Here is a 19331-nt window from a genome sequence, read left to right on the forward strand (position 1 = left end):
ATGAGCCTGCCCGACGCACAGGGCCACTTCGACGACTTCGGCGGTCGTTTCGTCCCGGAGGCCCTCCAGGCCGCCCTGAACGAACTGGAGGCTGCCTTCGTCGACGCGAACAGCGATCCTGCCTTCCACGCCGAGCTCGAGCGGCTGCGCCGAGACTACGCCGGCCGCCCGACCCCGATCTGGCAGGCCGATCGCTTCGCCGAGCACTGTGCGGCCGAAGGATCGCAGGGCGTGACCATCGTGCTCAAGCGCGAGGACCTGAACCACACCGGCAGCCACAAGGTGAACAATGTGCTGGGCCAAGCGCTGCTCACCAAGCGGATGGGCAAGACCCGGGTCATCGCCGAGACGGGTGCCGGGCAGCACGGGGTGGCAACCGCCACCGCAGCGGCCCTCTTCGGGCTGGAGTGCCGCGTCTACATGGGCAAGGTGGACACGGAGCGTCAGGCGCTCAATGTGGCGCGCATGCAGATGCTGGGCGCCGAGGTGGTGGCCGTCGAGGCAGGCTCGATGACGCTCAAGGACGCCATGAACGAGGCGATGCGGGACTGGGTCACCAATGTTGACACCACGCACTACCTGATCGGGACCGTGGCGGGCCCGGCTCCCTTCCCGAAGATCGTGCGGGAGTACCAGCGGATCATCTCCACCGAGGCTCGGGCCCAGGTTCTGGAGCGCTACGGCAGGCTGCCCGACGCCGTGGCGGCGTGCGTTGGTGGTGGCTCCAATGCGATGGGAATCTTCGCTGACTTCGTCAATGACCCTGAAGTCTCCCTCTACGGCTTCGAGGCCGCGGGCGACGGGGTGGACACCGGACGCCATGCTGCCACCATCACCGCTGGCCGGATGGGGGTCATCCACGGCATGCGGACCTATGTCCTGATGAACGAGGACGGTCAGACGATCGAGTCTCACTCCATTTCGGCCGGCCTGGACTACCCGGGAGTCGGGCCGGAGCATGCTTGGCTGGCACAGACTGGCCGGGCCCAGTACCTGCCTGTCACGGACGCGGAGGCGATGGATGCCCTCAAGCTGCTGACCCAGACGGAGGGCATCATGCCCGCCATCGAGTCGGCCCATGCCGTGGCCGGCGCGCGTCGACTGGCGCTCGAGCTGACCAGTCAGGACCCGCAGACCAAGCCGCTGATCGTGATCAACATCTCCGGTCGCGGCGACAAGGACGTCGACACCGCGATCAAGTACTTCGGCATCGACGGCAGCGTCGACGACGTGGCCGGACGGATGGAGCAGAAGTGAGCAGCCGCAACGAGACCGGTTACCCCGGCACGCCCTTCACCGATGCTGCCCGACTGGGCCGATCGGGACACTGCTTCGCGGCCGCCCGCCAAGAGGGTCGGGCGGCACTGGTGGGCTACCTGCCCGTCGGCTTCCCCGACCTGGCCGGCAGCGTCGAGGCGATGCGTGCCATCACCGAGGGCACCGACGGACTCGGCGTGGACATGGTGGAGGTGGGCATGCCCTACTCCGACCCCATGATGGACGGACTGGTCATCCAGCACGCCACCACTCGTGCCCTGCAGCGCGGAGTGCGCACCAAGGACATCTTCACGGCCGTGGAAGCCGTCGCGCAGACCGGCAAGCAGGCCACCGTGATGATCTACTGGAACCTGGTGGAGACCTATGGCGTCGACGCCTTCGCCCGTGACCTGTCCGCCGCCGGTGGTGCCGGACTCATCACGCCGGACCTCACCCCCGACGAAGCCGGGGCCTGGATGACTGCGTCCGACGAGCACGGACTGGACCGGATCTTCCTGGTGGCTCCCTCGTCCACCGACGAGCGGCTCGCCAACACCCTGGATGCCTGCCGGGGCTGGGTCTACGCCACCAGCGTGATGGGTGTCACCGGCACCCGTACCAGCACCAGCTCTGCCGCGCCGGAACTGGTGGCTCGGGTGCGCGAGGCCTCGCCACAACTTCCCGTGGGCGTCGGGCTGGGTGTCTCCAATGGTGCGCAGGCCAAGGAGCTGGCGCAGGTCAGCGACGCCGTGATTGTCGGGTCTGCGCTGGTCAAGTGCCTGATGGCCAATGACGAGGCCGGAACCAGCGACCTCGCGGCCCTGCGACGCCTGGCCTCCGAACTGGCGCTGGGTGTGCGCGGGCAGGTCTGAACACTCCCATGCTGGCCCAGCTCTTGATGCCGCTGTCGATTCCCAGCCCGTCGTGGTCGGGATTCGATCTTGGCCCCCTGCGCATCCATGCCTACGCGCTGTGCATCCTCACCGGCATCGTGCTGGGTTGGCGCTTCGCCCGCGGCCGGTACCAGGCCCGCGGTGGGGATCCGGAGGCCTTCGAGGACGTCGTGGGAGTGGCCGTCCTCGCGGGCATCATCGGGGCGCGGCTCTATCACGTGGTCACCGACTGGCAGCTCTACTTCGGCCCCGGCCGTCGGCCGGTGGAGGCCCTGTACATCTGGAATGGCGGTCTGGGGATCTGGGGTGCCGTGGCGGCGGGAGCACTGGCCGCCTGGCTGGTGTGCCGACGCAAGGGACTGGACTTCGCCACCATGGCCGATGCCGCTGCTCCGGCGCTCCTCCTGGCCCAGGCCATCGGCCGCTTGGGCAACTGGTTCAACCAGGAACTCTTCGGGCGTCCCACCACCCTGCCCTGGGCACTGGAGATCGACGCGGCACATCGTCCGTCGGGCTTCGAACAGTTCGCCACCTTCCACCCGACCTTCGCCTACGAGATGCTCTGGAACCTGGCGGGGGTTGCCATCCTGGTGTGGGCGGAGCGCCGCTTCCGGTTGGGGCACGGGCGGGTCTTCGCCCTGTATGTCGCCTACTACTGCACCGGTCGGCTGTGGATCGAGCATCTGCGGATCGATCCGGTGAACACCGCGGCGGGATTGCGGCTCAACGAGTACACGTCGGTGATCGTCTTCCTGTGTGCCGTGGTGGCCTTCGTGCTCCTGGGACGGGCCTCGACCCGTTCGCGCTGACAGCAGCATCGCTCGCCACACCAGCTGGGCGGCAATCGCCTGCGTCCCAGCCCGTGGACCACGCTCTCTTCGGAGCCCGCGGTGTGGCTTCTTTTTCCACGCCAGAAGGGCAAGCGATCCGAGACGTGGACGAAATCATTGCGAAACATGACGGAAACAATCTGGGCCTAGCGTTTCGCCACGATCGGTGCAGCGAAGCCTTCGGTGCACCGATCTCTGCGTCGGGAAACCGACACGTCCAGATCGGAGTACATGCATGGCACGTGACGTCTTCACGCACCGTCGGGCCGCTGGTCTCTACGACCCCGCCCTTGACCATGACGCCTGTGGCGTTGCCTTTGTCGCCCAGCTGAGCGGCGAGCCGACCCACCAGATCGTCGAACAGGGACTGCAGGCCCTGCGCAATCTCGACCACCGCGGGGCCACCGGGGCCGACGAGGCGGCCGGTGATGGCGCGGGCATCATGATCCAGGTCCCAGACGCCTTCCTGCGCGCCGCAGTGGACGCCGACCTGCCCGAGGCCGGCGCCTATGCCGTCGGCATGGCCTTCCTGCCCACCGATGACGCCGAGCGTGACATGGCTCGGATCTCCATCGAGGAGATTGCTCTGGAGGAGGGTCTCTAGGTCTTGGCCTGGCGCGACGTGCCGGTGCAGACCGACTCGCTCAGCCCCATCTCGCGCGATGCGATGCCCCACATGGCGCACCTGGTGGTCCAGAGCCGCACGGGGGAGAGCGGCATCGATCTGGACCGGTTGGCCACTTCACGGCCATCGTTCCCCGGGACCATGCACGCGTCGTGCGAGCCCGGGAGGATGCCCAGCTGGCAGGACTCACCGAAGACGAAAGCACCCGACTCATGATGGAGGCAGCTCATGGCTGATCCGCGCGGATTCATCACCAGGCAGCGACAGCTCGCCGAACGTCGCCCCGTCGAGGAAAGACTGGGTGACTGGCAGGAGGTCTACCCGGGCACACCGGGCCGGGCCCTGCTGCCGATCATCAGCCAGCAGGCGAGCCGCTGCATGGACTGTGGCATCCCCTCCTGTCACAACGGATGCCCGCTGGGAAATCTGATCCCGGAGTGGAATGACCTGGTCTGGCGCGACGAGTGGCCCGCCGCCCTGGAACGACTGCACGCCACGAACAACTTCCCGGAGTTCACGGGGCGGCTGTGTCCGGCACCGTGCGAGACGGCGTGCGTGGTGGGCATCAGTCGCGAGCCGGTGACCATCAAGAATGTCGAAGTTTCCATCATTGACAAGGCATGGGACGACTTGCGCGTCGTGCCCCAGCAGCCCCAGTGGCACTCGCTGAAGACCGTCGCCGTGGTGGGTTCCGGGCCGGCCGGGCTCGCTGCGGCCCAGCAGCTGACCCGGGCCGGACACACCGTCGTGGTCTATGAGCGGGCCGACGCCATCGGGGGACTGCTCCGCTACGGCATCCCCGAGTTCAAGATGGAGAAGCGGGTGATCGATCGACGGCTCAAGCAGATGGTGCTGGAGGGGACGGTCTTCAAGACCGACACCCCCACCGGTCCCGGTGCCGACGAGCAGGGTGGCATCACCGGCGAACAGCTGCTGGAGCGATTCGACGCGGTGGTGTTGACCATCGGGTCGAGGGTGCCGCGGGCACTGCAGGTGCCGGGGAGTGACCTGGAGGGGATCCACCAGGCCATGGACTACCTCACCCAGGCGACCCAGCGGCTCGCGACGGCCGAGCCTGTCGAGGCCCGCGAGCCTGCTGAGGGACAGATCCACGCCAAGGGCAAGCACGTCGTGGTGATCGGCGGCGGCGACACCTCCAATGACTGCCTGGGCACCGCCCTGCGCCAGGGCGCCGCGTCGGTGACACAGCTGGAGATCATGCCGCAGCCGCCGCAGAGCCGGCCGGAGCACCAGCCCTGGCCGACGTATCCGATGATCTACCGGATCGCCTCGGCCAACGAGGAGGGCGGCGAGCGACTGTACGCCGTGAACACCTCGGAATTCCTGGGCGAGGACGGCCATGTCACGGGGCTGCGGCTGTCCGAGGTGCGGTTCGAGGACGGCAAGCTGGTGACCGTCGAGGGCACCGAGCGGGAGCTGAAGGCGGACCTGGTACTGCAGGCGATGGGCTTCCTGCACCCGGAGGGCGACGGGGTGGTGGCTGAGCTCGGTCTTGAGCTGGACGAGCGTGGCAACATCCGTCGCGGCGACGACTACCAGACCAATGTGCCGGGCCTCTTTGCCGCCGGTGACTGCGGCCGTGGCCAGTCGTTGATCGTCTGGGCCATCGCCGAGGGTCGCGGTGCGGCCCATGGCGTCGACGCCTTCCTGCGGGGGACGGCGAGCCGCCTGCCACGGCCCATCGGGCCTCAGGAGCGCCAACTGATGGCGTGAGGCAGCAGCTCACCATCACCAGATGAGCCGAGGGGTGGTGGGTGCGGTCGACGGACTGCACCCACCGCCCTCGTATGTCCAGAGGACCAGGACTTTCGTGACATGTCTTGGCCTTGTGCGGCGTCTATAGTGGCACCTGGCCGTCAGCCCCCGATGACGCAGTGACAGTTCAATCCTCGGGAGGAATCATGGTGCGGGAACGTTCGAAGCAGCCTGGCTGGGAGGACGTCCTGTTGCCACCCGGCACGCAGCGTGGCAATGACCCGTCGCCCTACCAACGTCCGGCGCAATCGCCCCGACCCCCGGCCGCCAACCAGCAGGCCCCCCAGGGTCGCCCGGGGCAGGGGCGCGAGCAGGGGGCGGGACAGAAGAATCGGCCCCAGCAGGCCACGCCCGCCAAGGACGGTGTCCAGGACCGGCCGGCCGAGGGCAGGCGCAAGCCCCAGGACCACGTCGTGGTGCCGCGACGGGCACTGGAGGACCAGCTGACCCGCACCCGGATGCAGTTGCTGGAGACGGAGCGACGCGCGGCGGTGGCGGAGGCCGTCGCCGACGAACGCCAGCGGATGCTCCACCAGACCCAACGCAACCTGGAGCACGCCACCTTGGCGCTTCGGGCGCTCGCCGGGGACCCGTCGGTGCCCCGCGACCCCTCCAATGCCTACCTGGTGCAGGTGGAGGCCTCCGTCGAGGAGAAGCCGCGTGCGCTGGAGAGCAGCCGCCGAGCGCTGAGCCGGTTCATCAAGCGGTGAGTTCCCGGTCGGGCTGACCGCCGCGCCCTGCGCGGGGCGCGACGAGTCGCAGCCGCTTCCGGTCCGGGTTGGCCGCAGTGTGGGTGGCGCGCGGTAGATTGGCCGTCACGCAAGACCCCGCAGCTCGTCACCAGCACCACCCCAGAAAGAGGGCGCCCGGTTCCATGGTCGACTCATTCGTCCACCTCCACACCCACACCGAGTTCTCGATGCTCGACGGCGCGGCGAAGAATTCCAAGCTCTTTGCCGAGGTCGAGCGCCAGGGAATGCCGGCCGTCGCGATGACCGACCACGGCAACATGTTCGGCGCCTACGAGTTCCAGTCGACGGCCAAGAAGCACGACGTGAAGCCGATCATCGGCATCGAGGCCTATGTTGCTCCGTCGACGCGCCACTCACGATCGCAGGAGTTCTGGGCCAAGGGTCGTCACGACGGCACGGATGCGTCGGTGGAGGGCGGCAAGGACGTCTCCGGCGGCGGCCGTTACACCCACATGACGATGTTGGCCCAGAATGCCACCGGACTGCGCAATCTCTTTCGGCTGAGCTCCCTGGCCAGCTTCGAGGGCTACTACATGAAGCCCCGCATGGACCGCGAGATCATCAGCCAGTACGCCGAGGGCATCATCGCCACCACGGGATGCCCGTCGGGTGAGGTGCAGACCCGGCTGCGTCTGGGCCAGTTCGACGAGGCCGTCGCAGCGGCGGCCGCCTACCAGGAGATCTTCGGCAAGGAGAACTACTTCCTGGAGCTGATGGACCACGGCATCGACATCGAGCGCAGCGTGCGTGAGGACCTGATGCGAGTGGCCAAGAAACTGGACCTTCCGCTGCTGGCCACCAATGACTCGCACTATGTCACGCCGGACCAGGCCGACAGCCACGACGACCTGCTGTGCGTGGGTGTGGGTCGCAACAAGGACGATCCCAACCGCTTCCGCTTCAACGGCTCCGGCTACTACATCCGCACCTCCGAGGAGATGCGTGAGCTGTTCAAGGAGATGCCGAGCGCCTGCGACAACACCCTGGCCATCGCGGAGCGGATCGAGAGCTATGAGGACGTCTTCAAGCACGTCGACCGGATGCCCCAGTTCGACGTCCCCGAGGGCGAGACCCAGGAATCCTGGCTGCGCAAGAAGGTCGAGGAGGGCGTCAAGGTCCGTTACGGCGACGCGGATCGCCCCGACGTGCTGGAACGCATCGAGACCGAGCTGAAGGTCATCGAGCCGCTGGGCTTCAGCTCCTACTTCCTCGTCGTCTCGGACATCTGCAACAAGGCCCGTGAGATGGGCGTGGCCGTGGGGCCCGGACGTGGTTCTGCCGCCGGCTCGATGATCGCCTACCTGACCGGCATCATCCAGATCGACCCGCTGGAACACGGGCTGCTCTTCGAGCGATTCCTCAACCCCGAGCGCATCAGCCCGCCCGACATCGACCTCGACTTCGACGACCGCAAGCGGGACAAGGTCATCGACTATGTCACCGACAAGTACGGCGAGGCCTACACCAGCCAGGTCAACACCTTTGGCACCATCAAGGCGAAGGCCGCCGTGAAGGATGCCAATCGCATCCTGGGCTATCCCTTCGGGTTGGGCGACAAGATCACCAAGGCGATGCCGCCGGACGTGATGGGCAAGGGAGTGCCGCTCAAGGACCTGTTCAACGAACAGCATCCCCGATATGCGGAAGGCGCCGAATTCCGGGAGCTCTACAACACGCAGGCCGACGTGAAGCGCGTCGTCGACACCGGCATGGGCCTGGAGGGCCTGATTCGTGGCACGGGCGTGCACGCCTGCGCCTTCATCCTGTCCAGCGAGAAGCTGATCGACGTCGTGCCGATGCACAAGCGCGACAAGGACGGCATGATCATCGCCGGCTTCGCCTACCCTCAGCTCGAGGAAATGGGCCTGATGAAGATGGACTTCCTGGGCCTGCGCAACCTGGGAATCATGGACCACGCCGTCCAGATCATCAAGCAGAACAAGGGCATCGAGGTGGACACCGCCAGCCTGGCGCTGGACGACCAGAAGACCTATGACCTGCTGGCCCGCGGCGACACCCTGGGCGTCTTCCAGCTCGACGGCGGTCCGATGCGATCCCTGCTGCGCCAGATGGGTCCCACCGGCTTCGACGACATCACCGCCGTGCTGGCCCTGTACCGTCCGGGGCCGATGGGCGCCAATGCCCACATCAGCTATGCGGAGCGCAAGAACGGGCGTCAGGAGATCATCCCGATCCACCCGGAGCTCAAGGAGGCCCTGGATCCACTGATCGGTGACACCTTCCACCTGATCGTCTACCAGGAGCAGATCATGGCCATCGCCCGCGAGCTCGCGGGCTACACCCTGGGTGGCGCCGACCTGCTGCGTCGTGCGATGGGCAAGAAGAAGCCCGAGATCCTGGCGAAGGAGTTCACCCACTTCCAGGAGGGCATGCGCGGCAATGGCTACTCCGACGACGCGATCCAGACGCTGTGGGACGTCATGGTGCCCTTCGCCGGCTATGCCTTCAACAAGTCGCACGCCGCTGGCTACGCGCTGGTCTCCTACTGGACGGCCTGGCTGAAGGCCAACTACCCGGCCGAGTATGGCGCCGCGCTGCTCACCAGCGTCGGCGACGACAAGGACAAGATGGCGATGTACCTGGGCGACATGCGCGCCCAGCGCATCAAGGTGCTGCCGCCCGACGTGAACACCTCCGAGCTGGAGTTCACGGCCGTCGGTGAGGACATCCGCTTCGGCCTGGGCGCCATCCGCAATGTGGGTGAGCACGTCGTGGAGGGCATTGTCGCCGCGCGACACGAGCACGGTGCCTTCACCGACTTCTACGACTTCCTGGACAAGGTGCCGCTGCAGGTGTGCAACAAGCGGATGATCGAGTCCCTGATCAAGGCCGGTGCCTTCGACGCACTGGGCCATTCCCGACGTGCACTGATGAGCATCTTCGAGGCTGCAGTGGACCAAGTGCTGGACCTGAAGCGAAATCAGGCCAATGGTCAGGACGACCTGTTCGGCGACTTCGGGTTGGCTGCCGACGAACCGGAGGTGGAGCAGCACCACGAGACGGTGCCGGACCTGGAGGACTGGGACAAGCGCACCAAGCTCGCCTTCGAGCGCGAGATGCTGGGCCTGTACGTCTCCGATCATCCGCTGCAGGGGCTGGAGCACATCCTGGAGGCACAGCGCGACATCTCCATCGGCAACCTGATCGCTCCGGACGGACCCCGCGAGGGGATGATGAACATCGCCGGCATGATCACCACCATCCAGCGCAAGCAGACCAAGACCGGTGCCATCTGGGCCATCCTGACGGTCGAAGACCTGGAGGCGTCGGTGAACGTCATGTGTTTCCCGAAGGTCTACGAGCAGATTGCGATGCACCTGGCCCAGGACCAGGTGGTCCAGGTTCGGGGACGCATCCGGGAGAAGGAGGAGTCGGTCGAGATCCATGCCCAGGAGGTGAACGTCCCGGACATCTCGGAGGGGCCCTCCGGTCCGGTCGTGATCCGACTGCAGGCCGGTCGTTGCACACCCCCGGTGGTGGATCAGCTCAAGGAGGTGCTGGGCAACCACCCGGGCATGACCGAGGTCAGATTGCGGCTGGTGACCCAGCAGGGCAATACCCTCTACCGGCTGGACGACACACTGCGCGTCACGGCGTCGCAGCCCTTGATGGCCGACCTGAAGGCCCTGCTGGGGCCGTCCTGCCTCGCCTCGTGAGGGACAGGCCCTAGGCTGGTCCAGTCCACATGAGTCGGGAAGAGGAAGAGACGTGACCCAGGCGCACCGTGAGCCAGGCGCAGCCGGTTCCCCGGCGGGAGCACCGGACCTGCCGGTGCTGCCGCTGGATGATCCGATCGGATTGCCCTCGGCTGCCTCGGCCGGTTCCCCTGCGCTCCCGGACGCGGGCTCGGCTGCGCGTCAGCACGCCTCGCTGGAGTCCGCGGAGGTCCTGGAAGGGGATGCCTATGCCCCTGAACCGAGGCTGGGCCTGTTCCATCGGCCGCTGGTGCGGGGGATCACGGTCCACGTGCTGCTGTCCATGTTCCTGGGCGCGTTGGCCGGCGTGGCATGGAATCTGGTCGTGGACCTTCCTGAGTACCAAGTGGACGGTCAGGGGCGGGCAACCACCTCGGAACGCGGCCTGACGCAGGTCTTTGCCAGCGACGCCATCTTCTGCCTGATCGGCGTGGTCCTGGGCGTGGTCATCGGTGTCTGGGCGTGGAAGTGGTTTCGCCGCACCGGTTGGCCCGTCGTGGTGATTGCCATCCTGGCCTCACTGTCCAGCGCCTTCCTGTGCTGGTGGGTTGGCCTGCTGCTGGGTCCGCGGGACTTCGCCACTCGGATCGCAGAGGCCAAGGCAGGACAGAGCGTTCCGGTGGATTTCGACCTGCACGCCCACGTGGCGGTGTTGGTGTGGCCCTTCAGCGCCGTCATTCCGCTGCTGCTGTTGTCCTCGCTCACGGCGGAGGAGCAGGCGCGCCACCGCCATCGTGGCCGGCCCGGGCGCCGTGCCCCCCAGCCGTCCGGGGACGCGCCCGTGACACCGGTTCCCGAGCCGGCCGCCCAGGACTGAGTCAGCCGGATCTGAGTCAGCCGGATCTGGGTCAGCCGGCTCTGGGTCAGGCCGGAACTGGATCAACGTGTCTTGGCCACCAGTCGGCGGATCTGCTGGGCCTGCAGGAGCAACGATGACGCCAGACAGGCTCCCACCCCTTCGCCACTGCGCAGGCGCAGTGCCAGCAGCGGCTCCAGGCCGAGCTCGGTGAGCACTGCCTCGTGGGCCTGTTCCCTGCTGCGTTGGCCCGCGACGAGATAGGCCTGAGCCGCGGGCTCCATCCGGACCGCCACGAGGGCCGCCACGCTGGTGGCCAGCCCGTCCAGCACCACCACCGCCTGCTCTTCGGCGGCCCCGAGAACCACCCCGGTCAGCAGGGCGAACTCGCCACCCCCGAGGGTCTGCAGAAGGAGCATGGGATCCTCGTGGTCCTTTCGTTCGCGCCAGCGTGAGACGGCTTTGGTCACCACGGACTGCTTGCGGGCGACCATCGCGGCGTCCGCGGCGGTGCCCAGGCCCACTGCCTGCTCGGCGGTGAGGCCCAGCAGGGCGCTGGCCACCGCCGAGGCGACGGTGGTGTTGCCGATGCCAACCTCACCCAGGGCCACCAGGCCACCGTGCGCGGCGGCCTCACGTCCCAGACATCGCCCCTGCTCCACCAGGTGACGGGTCTCCTGCGCAGACATCGCGTCCGCCGAGACCAGGTTGCCCCGGACGTGCTGGCCCGCCAGGTGCATGCCGTGGGCATTGCGAACGTCCGGAACCGGGCGCACGACTCCGGCATCGACCACCATGCAGGCAAGCCCTGCCTCGCGAGCCGCCACCGATCCCATGCCCTGTCCGCGGGCATTGGCACTCATCACGTCATGCGTGACGTGGGTCTCGAAGGCGCTGATGTCCTGCTCCGTGACGGGATGGTCCGATCCGGCGAGCACCAGCACGCCGCCTGAGATGCCCTGCGGGCGCACGGCCTCCACCCGATTCATGGTGCGGTCCAGGATGCCCAGCGAGCCGGGGGTCGTGAGCAGGTCATCGGCATGGTCGGTGGCGTGCACCACTCGTGCCTGGTCGGGGGCGCGCAGGTGGTTGGGCGGTGCCGGGAGGTCGTCGCCGGGCCACCGGTCCCGCAGCACCACGTCGTCGACTGGGAGTTTGCGGGACCAGGCCAAGCGCTCCAGGCCGGGAGATGGGGGCCGCTCGTCCGGCCAACCCAGGCAGAGCCAACCGAGGGTCTCGACGCCGTCCGGCAGGCCCAACAACTCGGCGAGCTCGTCGGGCTCGAAGAGCGTGACCCAACCCATGCCCAGACCATGGGCTCGGGCGGTGAGCCACATGTTCTCGATGGCGGCGGCGCAGCTCCACATGTCGGCGTCGTGGAAGGTGGCCCGCCCCAGTACCCCGATCGCGGGGGTGCGGCGGTCACAGGCCACGACGATTCCCAGCGGTGCCTCACGAAGGCCCTCCAGTTTGAGGTCCAGCAGCTGCTGCCCACGCTCCGGGGCAAGCCTGGCCGCCTGCCACAGTCGAGAGCGGTCGGCCATGGCGGCCGCGCGGTCCCGCAGGTCGGCGTCCTGGACGACGATGAAGCGCCATGGCTGGGAGTGGCCCACCGACGGGCCGGCATGACCGGCCTCCACGACGGCGCGCACCAGGTCATCGGGCACCGGATCCGGCCGGAAGCGGCGGATGTCTCGTCGGGACCTGAGGACCCGGTCCACCGCGTCGATCGTGGCCTCGTCGAAGGCCCAGGCCCGAGGGTCGTCCGCACGTTCGTGGGCGGCTGACGTGTCTCCGACGGTGGGGACGGGGCGGGTCCAGTGCGGTACTTCTGGCATGGCTCCACCCTAGGGTGCCGCTGTTGGTTGACATGCCCCGGCGGGCGGCATGGGTTGGGGAGGGGAATAGTTCCGGGGATCGGAGCGCTCCACGGATGATTGCAATTTCAATCACAGGCTCCCGAGCGTGAGCCGCTGGGCTCTGCACGAGCAGGTCCGACGTGAAAGGTAGACACATGCCCTCCGCAACTCGAATCGTCATCGACACCTTCGATCTGGCCAGCCCGTGGCCGGGCAGCGATCCCTTCCTGTTCGCCGTGTACCACCGCGACACCTATCCACCGGCGAAGGCAGACACCATGACGCCGGACGCCCCCTTGGATGGCCGCGACCTGGGGCAGGACTTTGCCGGCAAGGACGGCTGGAACATGTACCACGGCCGCACGGTGCCGGGCTTTCCCCAGCACCCACACCGCGGATTCGAGACCGTCACCGTGGTGACCCGAGGCTTCGTGGACCACACGGACTCCCTGGGGGCCCAGGCCCGCTATGGTCAGGGTGACACCCAGTGGCTGACCACGGGCAGGGGAGTGGCGCACTCCGAGATGTTCCCGCTGCTGCGCGATGACGCGGACAATCCGCTGGAACTCTTCCAGATCTGGCTCAACCTGGGCCCCGAGGACAAGACCGCCGAGCCGCACTTCTCCATGTTTTGGGCGGAGGAGACCCCCTTCGCCCACCGCGTCGACGACACGGGCCGTCGCACCGATGTGCGCGTGGTGGCCGGCGCCTTCGACGAGGTGGTGCCGCTGGATCCTCCGCCGCACTCCTGGGCAGCGCGCCCGGAGAATGGTGTCGCGATCTGGCTGGTGCAGATGGAACCGGGCGCCACCGTGGAGCTTCCAGCGGCCACCGTGCCGGGAACCACGCGGACGCTCTACCCCTATGACGGAACGGTGATCATCGACGACGAGCGATACGCGGGAACCGGGATCGTCGCCGATCCGTCAGTGCGCGCTCGCCTCACGGCCGGCGAGCAGGGAGCCAACATCGTCGTGCTACAGGGACGCCCGATCGGAGCCCCCGTCGTGCAGTACGGACCCTTCGTCGCGAACAGTCAGCAGGAATTGCAGCAGGCCTTCGCGGACTACCGCTCGGGCGCCTTCGGCCGGTGGCGGGAGCAGTCAGACGATCCAGTGCTGCCCCGCGAGACGGGCCGCATGGCACGGCACCCCGACGGAATGGTGGTGAACCCGCCCAGCCAGTGAGCTGCGGCCGGCCGGCGGTGCAGGTGCAGCCCCCGTGGAGGCGCGGGGGCTGCACGCGATGGGCGTTTCAGGGGCCCAGAACAGCAGTGGCCAACCCGATCCAGAGCGGGGCGGATGCCAGACCGATCAGCAGGCAGGTGGTTGCCCATCCCAGCCGGTTCGACGAGGGGCGCCTGCGGTCACCCAGGACGAGTGCTGCGGCCAGCAGCCCCAGCAGGGATGGTGCCAGAATGCCGAATCCGATCGCGGCATCGCTTCTTGTCAGGTTCAGGACCAGTGCGTGCAGCGGTAGCCAGCACACGGCAAGTGCCGCCAGCGACGCCGGCAGCAGGGGGATGGATCGCTGATCCGTCGATGCCCATTGTTCGCATGGGGACTCGTCATCCATGTGGTGACGCTACCGGAGGTGTCGACATCGCGCTCGCGATCCGATCAACGGGCAATGGCGGCGAACCGGGCCCGGGTGGCCGAGGCCAGGTCGTCGGGCGAGAGCTGCACCTGGAGCCCACGTCGTCCGGCGGAGACCATGACGGTGGAGAAGTCCTGGGCAGACGCGTCGATCACGGTCGGCAAGGACTTCTTCTGGCCCAGTGGGGAGATCCCGCCCACCACATAGCCCGTGCTGCGCTCGGCCACGGCATGGTCCGCCAAGGCCGCCTTCTTGGCGCCCACCTGATGGGCCAGGGCCTTGAGGTCCAGCTGGCAGGCGACGGGCACCACGGCGATGACGAGCGGGTGCTGGCCGCCCGCGCAGGCCACCACCAGGGTCTTGAAGACCTGGCGCGGATCCTGGCCCAGCGCCGCCACCGCCTCCTCCCCGAAGTGCCTTTCCCCCGGGTCATGCGAGTAGGGGAGCAGCGTGTACGGGATGCGCGCCCGGTCGAGTGTCCTGGTGGCCGGCGTTGCGTTCGTCATGGGGTCCCTTCTGGCTGCTGGGTTGTCCTGGTTGCTGGGTTGTCCTGGTTGGTGGGCCAACTCGGCTCAGGTCAGGAGCTGGAAGCACCACACGAAGACGGGGGCGAAGAGCAGGGCCGGCAGCATGTCCGCCACCCGCAGGTGCTTGAGACCGATCAGCCGGAAGGACAGGGCCATCAGGACGATGCCACCCGCCACGGTCAGAGCATCCACCTGGACGGGCGGCATCACGTCGCCCAGCAGGAAGCCGAGCAGGGTGAGCGCTCCCTGGTAGAGCCCGACCGGGATGGCCGAGGCCAGCACGCCAATACCCAGCGAACTGGCGAAGGCGATCGCTGCGAAGCCGTCGAGCAGGCTCTTGGCGAGCAGCTGGTCGGCTCCCATGCCCAGGCCGTCCTGCAGGGAGCCCAGGACGGCCATCGGCCCGACGCAGAAGACGAGGCTGGAGGTGACGAAGCCCTCCACGAAGGTCGACGACTGGTCGCCGGAGCCGCGGGCCAGCTTGCGACGCACCCAGCGGCCCAGGTCCTCCATCCGGTCCTCGAGGCGCAAGAGGGAACCCGTCATGGTGCCCGAGATGACCGCGAGCATGATGATGATGAGGGCGGCACCGCCCACGGCGTCGTTGAGGGTTGGCTGCAGGAGTGGACGCAGGGACAGGGCGGCGATCACCAGGGTGACCAGGCCGAGGCTCTCGGTGACGGCGCTGGCCGTCCGGCTGGGCAGTCGGCTTCCCACCGCCAGTCCCAGCAGCGACCCCAGCACGATGGTGGCCACATTTGCCACTGTTCCCAGACCAATGAAGTTCACCGGGACATCCCACCACAATCCCCGACGGGCGCCCGTGCGCCCGGTCCGTGGGAGGGTCACCGATCGGGCATGGCAGAAACTGTCTGCGGCCCTCACTAGACTCGGCATGTGCCTGAGAACCTTTTGCGAACCCTTGACCTGACCGATGCAGGACGTGGCGGCGAGGCCTTTGACTACCGCGCTGCTGTCCCACGAGCTGCCTTCGACGTGGAGCATGCCGTGGAGAAGGTTCGCCCGATCTGCCAGGCCGTGGCCGAGGAGGGCGCCGAGGCGCTGCTGCGATTCGCCGAGCAGTTCGACGGGGTCAGGCCCGAACAACTGCGTGTCCCGGTCGAGATTCTGGCCCAGTGTGCCGAGGAGCTCGATGACGATCTCCGGGCCGCCTTCACCGAGTCCATCACCCGTCGCCGACAGGTCTGCGAGCTGGCGGAGAAGGAGACCTCGTCGCCGACGGTCACCGTCGCCGAGGGGGCTCACGTCACGCAGCGCATCATCCCGGTCAATCGCGTCGGACTCTACGTGCCCGGAGGGCTCGCACCGCTGGCCAGTTCCGTGATCATGAATGTGGTTCCGGCGCAGGTGGCAGGTGTGCAGTCGATCGCCGTGACCAGCCCGCCCCAGAAGGAGTTCGGTGGCCTGCCGCACCCCAACATCCTGGCCCTGTGCCACATCCTGGGCATCGACGAGGTCTACGCCGTCGGTGGCGCTCAGGCCATCGCGATGTTCGCCCACGGGGTCCCCGGGCTGTGCGAGCGGGTGGACATGGTCACCGGCCCGGGCAACATCTACGTCGTGGCCGCCAAGCGCCTGCTGCGCGGTCTGGTCGGCATCGACTCCGAGGCGGGACCCACGGAGATCATGATCCTGGCCGACGAGATGGCCAATCCGGAACACGTCGCAGCAGACCTGATCAGCCAGGCCGAGCACGACCCGATGGCCGGCTCTGTGCTGGTGACCGATTCCGCCGAGTTGGCGGAGCAGGTCCAGCAGGCCACCGCACGCCAGGCTGCCGCCACGAAGCACGCCGAGCGAGTGCACACCGCGCTGACCGGTGAGCAGTCCGGCATCGTCATGGTGCGGGACCTGGAACAGGGGCTGCTGGTCTGCGACGCCTACGCGGCCGAGCATCTCGAGGTGCAGACCCGCGACGCTGCCCAGTGGGCTGCCCGAGTGCGCAATGCCGGAGCGATCTTCGTCGGAGGATTCTCCCCGGTCTCGCTGGGCGACTACTCCGCCGGTTCCACCCACGTCCTGCCCACGGCGGGCTGCGCCTGCCACAGCTCCGGGCTGAGCGTGCGCAGTTTCATGAAGGCCGTGCACGTCATCAACTATTCCGAGGCAGCCCTGATGGAACTGGCGGACAGCGTCGAGACCTTCGCGCTGGCCGAGAACCTGCCGGGGCACGCGAATGCGATCACCGTGCGCCGCCCGGCCGGTCAGGGGGAGTGACGGCATGAGTGAGCAGGTCCGGCCGATCACCCTTGACGAACTTCCCCTGCGCGACGAGTTGAGGGGCGAGGAGCCCTATGGAGCGCCGCAGTTGGATGTTCCGTACGCGTTGAACGTCAATGAGAACCCCTATCCGCCCAGCGATCGGGTGCGCGAGGAGATGGCGCGCGCGGTGGCCGAGGTGGCCGCGAACGTGAATCGCTATCCGGATCGTGAGGCCCTGGAGCTGCGGACGGCACTGGCTGACTACCTGGGTTTCGGTCTGCGCGCCGACAATGTGTGGGCGGCCAATGGGTCGAATGAGGTGATGACGCACCTGCTGCAGGCCTTCGGCGGCCCTGGCCGGACCGTCCTGGGTTTCAGCCCCACCTATTCCATGTATTCGGAGTATGCCCGCAACACCTTGAGCAGCTATGTCGCGGTGCCCCGCCTCCCCGACCACCAGGTGGACGCCGAGCTGGTCCTGTCCGCGGTGCGCGAGCACCAGGCTGATCTGGTGTTGCTGACCACTCCGAACAATCCGACGGGCACCACCATCCCGGTGAGCGTCATCGACGAGATCTGCACCGGGCTCCAAGAGGTTCGCCCGCACTGCATCGTGGTTGTCGACGAGGCCTACCAGGAGTTCACGGAGCTTCCGGAGGACTCGGCGCTGGCTCTGTTGCCCCGCCACCAGCACCTGGTGGTGAGTCGCACGATGAGCAAGGCCTTCGCCTATGCGGGTGGCCGGCTGGGTTACCTGGCCGCCACCCCCGCGATCGTCGACGCCTGCCGGATCGTGCGTCTGCCGTACCACCTCTCGGCCGCATCGCAGGCGATCGCCCTGGTGGCGCTGCGCAATGCCGACGAGATGCTGCAGCGCGTCGACCTGTTGCGCGAGCAGTGCCAGCTCCTGCAGGAGTGGCTGCGCAACCAGGGTCTGGATGTGGTTCCCAGCCAGGCGAACTTCTGCCTGTTTGGCCGGTTCGCGGATCGACACCGCGTCTGGCAGGAGCTGCTGGACCGGGGGGTTCTGATCCGTGAGACCGGACCCGAGGGCTACCTGCGGGTCTCCGCCGGTACTCCCGAGGAGATGGCGGCCTTCCGGGCCGCACTCCTCGAGGTGTTGCCCGGCGCGGAGCGCCTGACGATGAGGGGCGCGGAGCGCCTGACGATGAGGGGCGCGGAGCGCCTGACGATGCCGGGCGCGGGTCGCCTGAGCACGAACACCGACGACGAGGAGCACTGATGAGCCGCACCGCCACCGTGGAGCGCACCACCAGCGAGTCCACCATCCGGGTCAGCATCGATCTGGACGGAACCGGCAGCAGCACCATCAGCACGGGCGTGGGCTTCTACGACCACATGCTCACCGCGCTGAGCAAGCACTCCGGCATCGACATGGAAATCAGCTGTGAGGGCGACGTGCACATCGACGGCCACCACAGCGTCGAGGACACGGCCATCGCGCTGGGCCAAGCGCTGAGGCAGGCGTTGGGTGACAAGTCCGGCATCACCCGCTATGGCGATGCCATGGTCCCCCTGGACGAGGCCCTGGCCCAGTGCGTGGTCGACGTCGCCGGACGTCCCTACTGCGTGTGCACCGGGGAACCCGAGGGGCAGGTCTACGCACTGATCGGCGGGACCGGCGCTCCCTACGCGGGCTCCATGACCTACCACGTCTTCGAGTCCCTCGCGCTCAATGCCGGCCTGTGCATCCACCTGCGTCTACTGGCCGGGCGGGACCCGCACCACATCGTCGAGGCGGAGTTCAAGGCCCTGGCCCGCGCCCTGCGCACGGCCATCCGCCTCGATCCCACCGTGAAGGGCATCCCGAGCACGAAGGGCGCCCTGTGACCACTCGCGTCGCGGTCCTGGACTACGGCTCTGGCAATCTGCACTCGGCCTGCCGCGCTCTCGAAGCGGCTGGCGCCAGCGTCGTGCTGTCGGCCGACCACGCCGAGCTGCGGTCCTGCCAGAGGCTGTTGCTGCCCGGTGTTGGTGCCTTTGCCGCGTGCATGGAAGGTCTGCGATGCGTGGGCGGCGACGAGTTGGTGCATGCCTGGGTGGACGAGGGGCGTCCTCTGCTGGGCATCTGCGTGGGCCACCAGGTGCTCTTCGAGCAGGGCCTCGAGCATGGCCTGGAGGTGCCCGGGCTCGGCATCCTGCCGGGCACGGTGGAGCGGATGGAGGCCCGTCGACTGCCTCACATGGGCTGGAACACGGTGCAGGCGCCCGCGGACAGCACACTGTTCCACCAGATCGCCGACGAGCGCTTCTACTTCGTGCACTCCTATGCCGTGCGTCGCGCGAGCAGCGACGTGCACGCCATCGGCCGCGTCGCCTGGTCGGAGCACGACGGGGACCGGTTCGTGGCGGCGGTGGAGCAGGGTTGTGTGAGCTCCACACAGTTCCATCCCGAGAAGTCCGGTCGGGTGGGCGCGCGTCTGTTGTCCAGCTGGATCAACCAACCCATGGGCTAGGGTT

The 19331-nt window shown here is 67.8% G+C and carries 16 protein-coding genes and 1 pseudogene; 13 read left to right on the top strand and 4 right to left on the bottom strand.

Going from position 1 to position 19331, the window contains the following annotated elements:
- The 8 genes and pseudogenes from trpB to ACTQ49_RS01130 all read left to right on the top strand — a co-directional run bounded on the left by trpB (window position 1) and on the right by ACTQ49_RS01130 (window position 10666).
- Window positions 1-1257 carry a tryptophan synthase subunit beta gene (gene trpB / locus ACTQ49_RS01095; protein WP_441825989.1) on the top strand — a complete coding sequence of 419 codons (1257 nt, stop codon included), beginning with the start codon at window positions 1-3 and terminating at the stop codon, window positions 1255-1257.
- Between the two features lie 53 nt (window positions 1258-1310).
- On the top strand, window positions 1311-2129 hold the full coding sequence (gene trpA / locus ACTQ49_RS01100) for a tryptophan synthase subunit alpha (RefSeq protein ID WP_441826046.1): 819 nt from the start codon (window positions 1311-1313) through the stop codon (window positions 2127-2129).
- Window positions 2130-2152: 23 nt separating this feature from the next.
- Entirely contained in the window at window positions 2153-2959 is an 807-nt protein-coding gene (lgt, locus tag ACTQ49_RS01105; RefSeq protein WP_441826047.1) for a prolipoprotein diacylglyceryl transferase, read from the top strand.
- A gap of 256 nt (window positions 2960-3215) precedes the next feature.
- Window positions 3216-3719: pseudogene (locus ACTQ49_RS01110) on the top strand (glutamate synthase subunit alpha); the annotation flags it as partial.
- A 114-nt stretch (window positions 3720-3833) separates the two neighbouring features.
- The gene (locus ACTQ49_RS01115) at window positions 3834-5339 is read left to right on the top strand and encodes a glutamate synthase subunit beta (RefSeq protein WP_441825990.1); all 1506 of its coding nucleotides are present in this window, start codon (window positions 3834-3836) and stop codon (window positions 5337-5339) included.
- 188 nt (window positions 5340-5527) lie between these two features.
- Window positions 5528-6091, top strand: coding sequence for a hypothetical protein (locus ACTQ49_RS01120; protein WP_441825991.1), 564 nt, complete (start codon window positions 5528-5530; stop codon window positions 6089-6091).
- Between the two features lie 164 nt (window positions 6092-6255).
- Window positions 6256-9810, top strand: coding sequence for a DNA polymerase III subunit alpha (gene dnaE / locus ACTQ49_RS01125; protein ID WP_441825992.1), 3555 nt, complete (start codon window positions 6256-6258; stop codon window positions 9808-9810).
- Window positions 9811-9862: 52 nt separating this feature from the next.
- Window positions 9863-10666 (top strand): hypothetical protein, encoded by an 804-nt coding sequence (locus tag ACTQ49_RS01130; protein WP_441825993.1) that lies wholly within the window; start codon window positions 9863-9865, stop codon window positions 10664-10666.
- A gap of 62 nt (window positions 10667-10728) precedes the next feature.
- On the opposite strand, the gene bluB is transcribed toward ACTQ49_RS01130, so the two are convergent.
- A complete protein-coding gene (gene bluB / locus ACTQ49_RS01135; RefSeq protein WP_441825994.1) occupies window positions 10729-12483 on the bottom strand; it encodes a 5,6-dimethylbenzimidazole synthase in 1755 nt (584 codons plus the stop codon).
- Between the two features lie 176 nt (window positions 12484-12659).
- Here bluB and ACTQ49_RS01140 point away from each other — a divergent pair, with 176 nt between their 5' ends.
- Window positions 12660-13691, top strand: coding sequence for a pirin family protein (locus ACTQ49_RS01140; RefSeq protein ID WP_441825995.1), 1032 nt, complete (start codon window positions 12660-12662; stop codon window positions 13689-13691).
- Window positions 13692-13758: 67 nt separating this feature from the next.
- On the opposite strand, the gene ACTQ49_RS01145 is transcribed toward ACTQ49_RS01140, so the two are convergent.
- The 3 genes from ACTQ49_RS01145 to ACTQ49_RS01155 all read right to left on the bottom strand — a co-directional run bounded on the left by ACTQ49_RS01145 (window position 13759) and on the right by ACTQ49_RS01155 (window position 15416).
- On the bottom strand, window positions 13759-14079 hold the full coding sequence (locus tag ACTQ49_RS01145) for a hypothetical protein (protein ID WP_441825996.1): 321 nt from the start codon (window positions 14077-14079) through the stop codon (window positions 13759-13761).
- A 44-nt stretch (window positions 14080-14123) separates the two neighbouring features.
- Window positions 14124-14606, bottom strand: a complete 483-nt coding sequence (gene ybaK / locus ACTQ49_RS01150; RefSeq protein ID WP_441825997.1) for a Cys-tRNA(Pro) deacylase — start codon at window positions 14604-14606, stop codon at window positions 14124-14126.
- A 66-nt stretch (window positions 14607-14672) separates the two neighbouring features.
- Window positions 14673-15416: a DUF554 domain-containing protein gene (locus ACTQ49_RS01155; protein ID WP_441825998.1), complete on the bottom strand. Its 744-nt coding sequence runs from the start codon at window positions 15414-15416 to the stop codon at window positions 14673-14675.
- Window positions 15417-15524: 108 nt separating this feature from the next.
- Here ACTQ49_RS01155 and hisD point away from each other — a divergent pair, with 108 nt between their 5' ends.
- Genes hisD through hisH form a run of 4 tightly spaced genes read left to right on the top strand, consistent with a single transcriptional unit; the run spans window position 15525 to window position 19327 of the window.
- Window positions 15525-16865: a histidinol dehydrogenase gene (hisD, locus tag ACTQ49_RS01160; RefSeq protein ID WP_441825999.1), complete on the top strand. Its 1341-nt coding sequence runs from the start codon at window positions 15525-15527 to the stop codon at window positions 16863-16865.
- A 4-nt stretch (window positions 16866-16869) separates the two neighbouring features.
- Window positions 16870-18093 carry a histidinol-phosphate transaminase gene (locus tag ACTQ49_RS01165; protein ID WP_441826000.1) on the top strand — a complete coding sequence of 408 codons (1224 nt, stop codon included), beginning with the start codon at window positions 16870-16872 and terminating at the stop codon, window positions 18091-18093.
- Window positions 18093-18701 carry an imidazoleglycerol-phosphate dehydratase HisB gene (hisB, locus tag ACTQ49_RS01170; protein ID WP_441826001.1) on the top strand — a complete coding sequence of 203 codons (609 nt, stop codon included), beginning with the start codon at window positions 18093-18095 and terminating at the stop codon, window positions 18699-18701. The genes ACTQ49_RS01165 and hisB overlap by 1 nt, the downstream gene beginning before the upstream one ends.
- Window positions 18698-19327 carry an imidazole glycerol phosphate synthase subunit HisH gene (hisH, locus tag ACTQ49_RS01175; RefSeq protein WP_441826002.1) on the top strand — a complete coding sequence of 210 codons (630 nt, stop codon included), beginning with the start codon at window positions 18698-18700 and terminating at the stop codon, window positions 19325-19327. Before hisB ends, hisH begins: the two co-directional genes overlap by 4 nt.
- Window positions 19328-19331: the final 4 nt, after the last annotated feature.

Source organism: Luteococcus sp. Sow4_B9 (genome assembly GCF_052116585.1).
Taxonomy (GTDB): Bacteria; Actinomycetota; Actinomycetes; order Propionibacteriales; family Propionibacteriaceae; genus Luteococcus.

What these genes read in the sequence shown, in the direction of transcription:
- hisB (WP_441826001.1), top strand. Translation starts at nt 18,093, where the DNA reads ATGAGCCGCACCGCCACCGTGGAGCGCACCACCAGCGAGTCCACCATC.
- dnaE (WP_441825992.1), top strand. Translation starts at nt 6,256, where the DNA reads ATGGTCGACTCATTCGTCCACCTCCACACCCACACCGAGTTCTCGATG.
- ACTQ49_RS01165 (WP_441826000.1), top strand. Translation starts at nt 16,870, where the DNA reads ATGAGTGAGCAGGTCCGGCCGATCACCCTTGACGAACTTCCCCTGCGC.
- trpB (WP_441825989.1), top strand. Translation starts at nt 1, where the DNA reads ATGAGCCTGCCCGACGCACAGGGCCACTTCGACGACTTCGGCGGTCGT.
- ACTQ49_RS01140 (WP_441825995.1), top strand. Translation starts at nt 12,660, where the DNA reads ATGCCCTCCGCAACTCGAATCGTCATCGACACCTTCGATCTGGCCAGC.
- ACTQ49_RS01145 (WP_441825996.1), bottom strand. Translation starts at nt 14,079, where the DNA reads ATGGATGACGAGTCCCCATGCGAACAATGGGCATCGACGGATCAGCGA.
- ACTQ49_RS01120 (WP_441825991.1), top strand. Translation starts at nt 5,528, where the DNA reads ATGGTGCGGGAACGTTCGAAGCAGCCTGGCTGGGAGGACGTCCTGTTG.
- ACTQ49_RS01115 (WP_441825990.1), top strand. Translation starts at nt 3,834, where the DNA reads ATGGCTGATCCGCGCGGATTCATCACCAGGCAGCGACAGCTCGCCGAA.
- ybaK (WP_441825997.1), bottom strand. Translation starts at nt 14,606, where the DNA reads ATGACGAACGCAACGCCGGCCACCAGGACACTCGACCGGGCGCGCATC.
- bluB (WP_441825994.1), bottom strand. Translation starts at nt 12,483, where the DNA reads ATGCCAGAAGTACCGCACTGGACCCGCCCCGTCCCCACCGTCGGAGAC.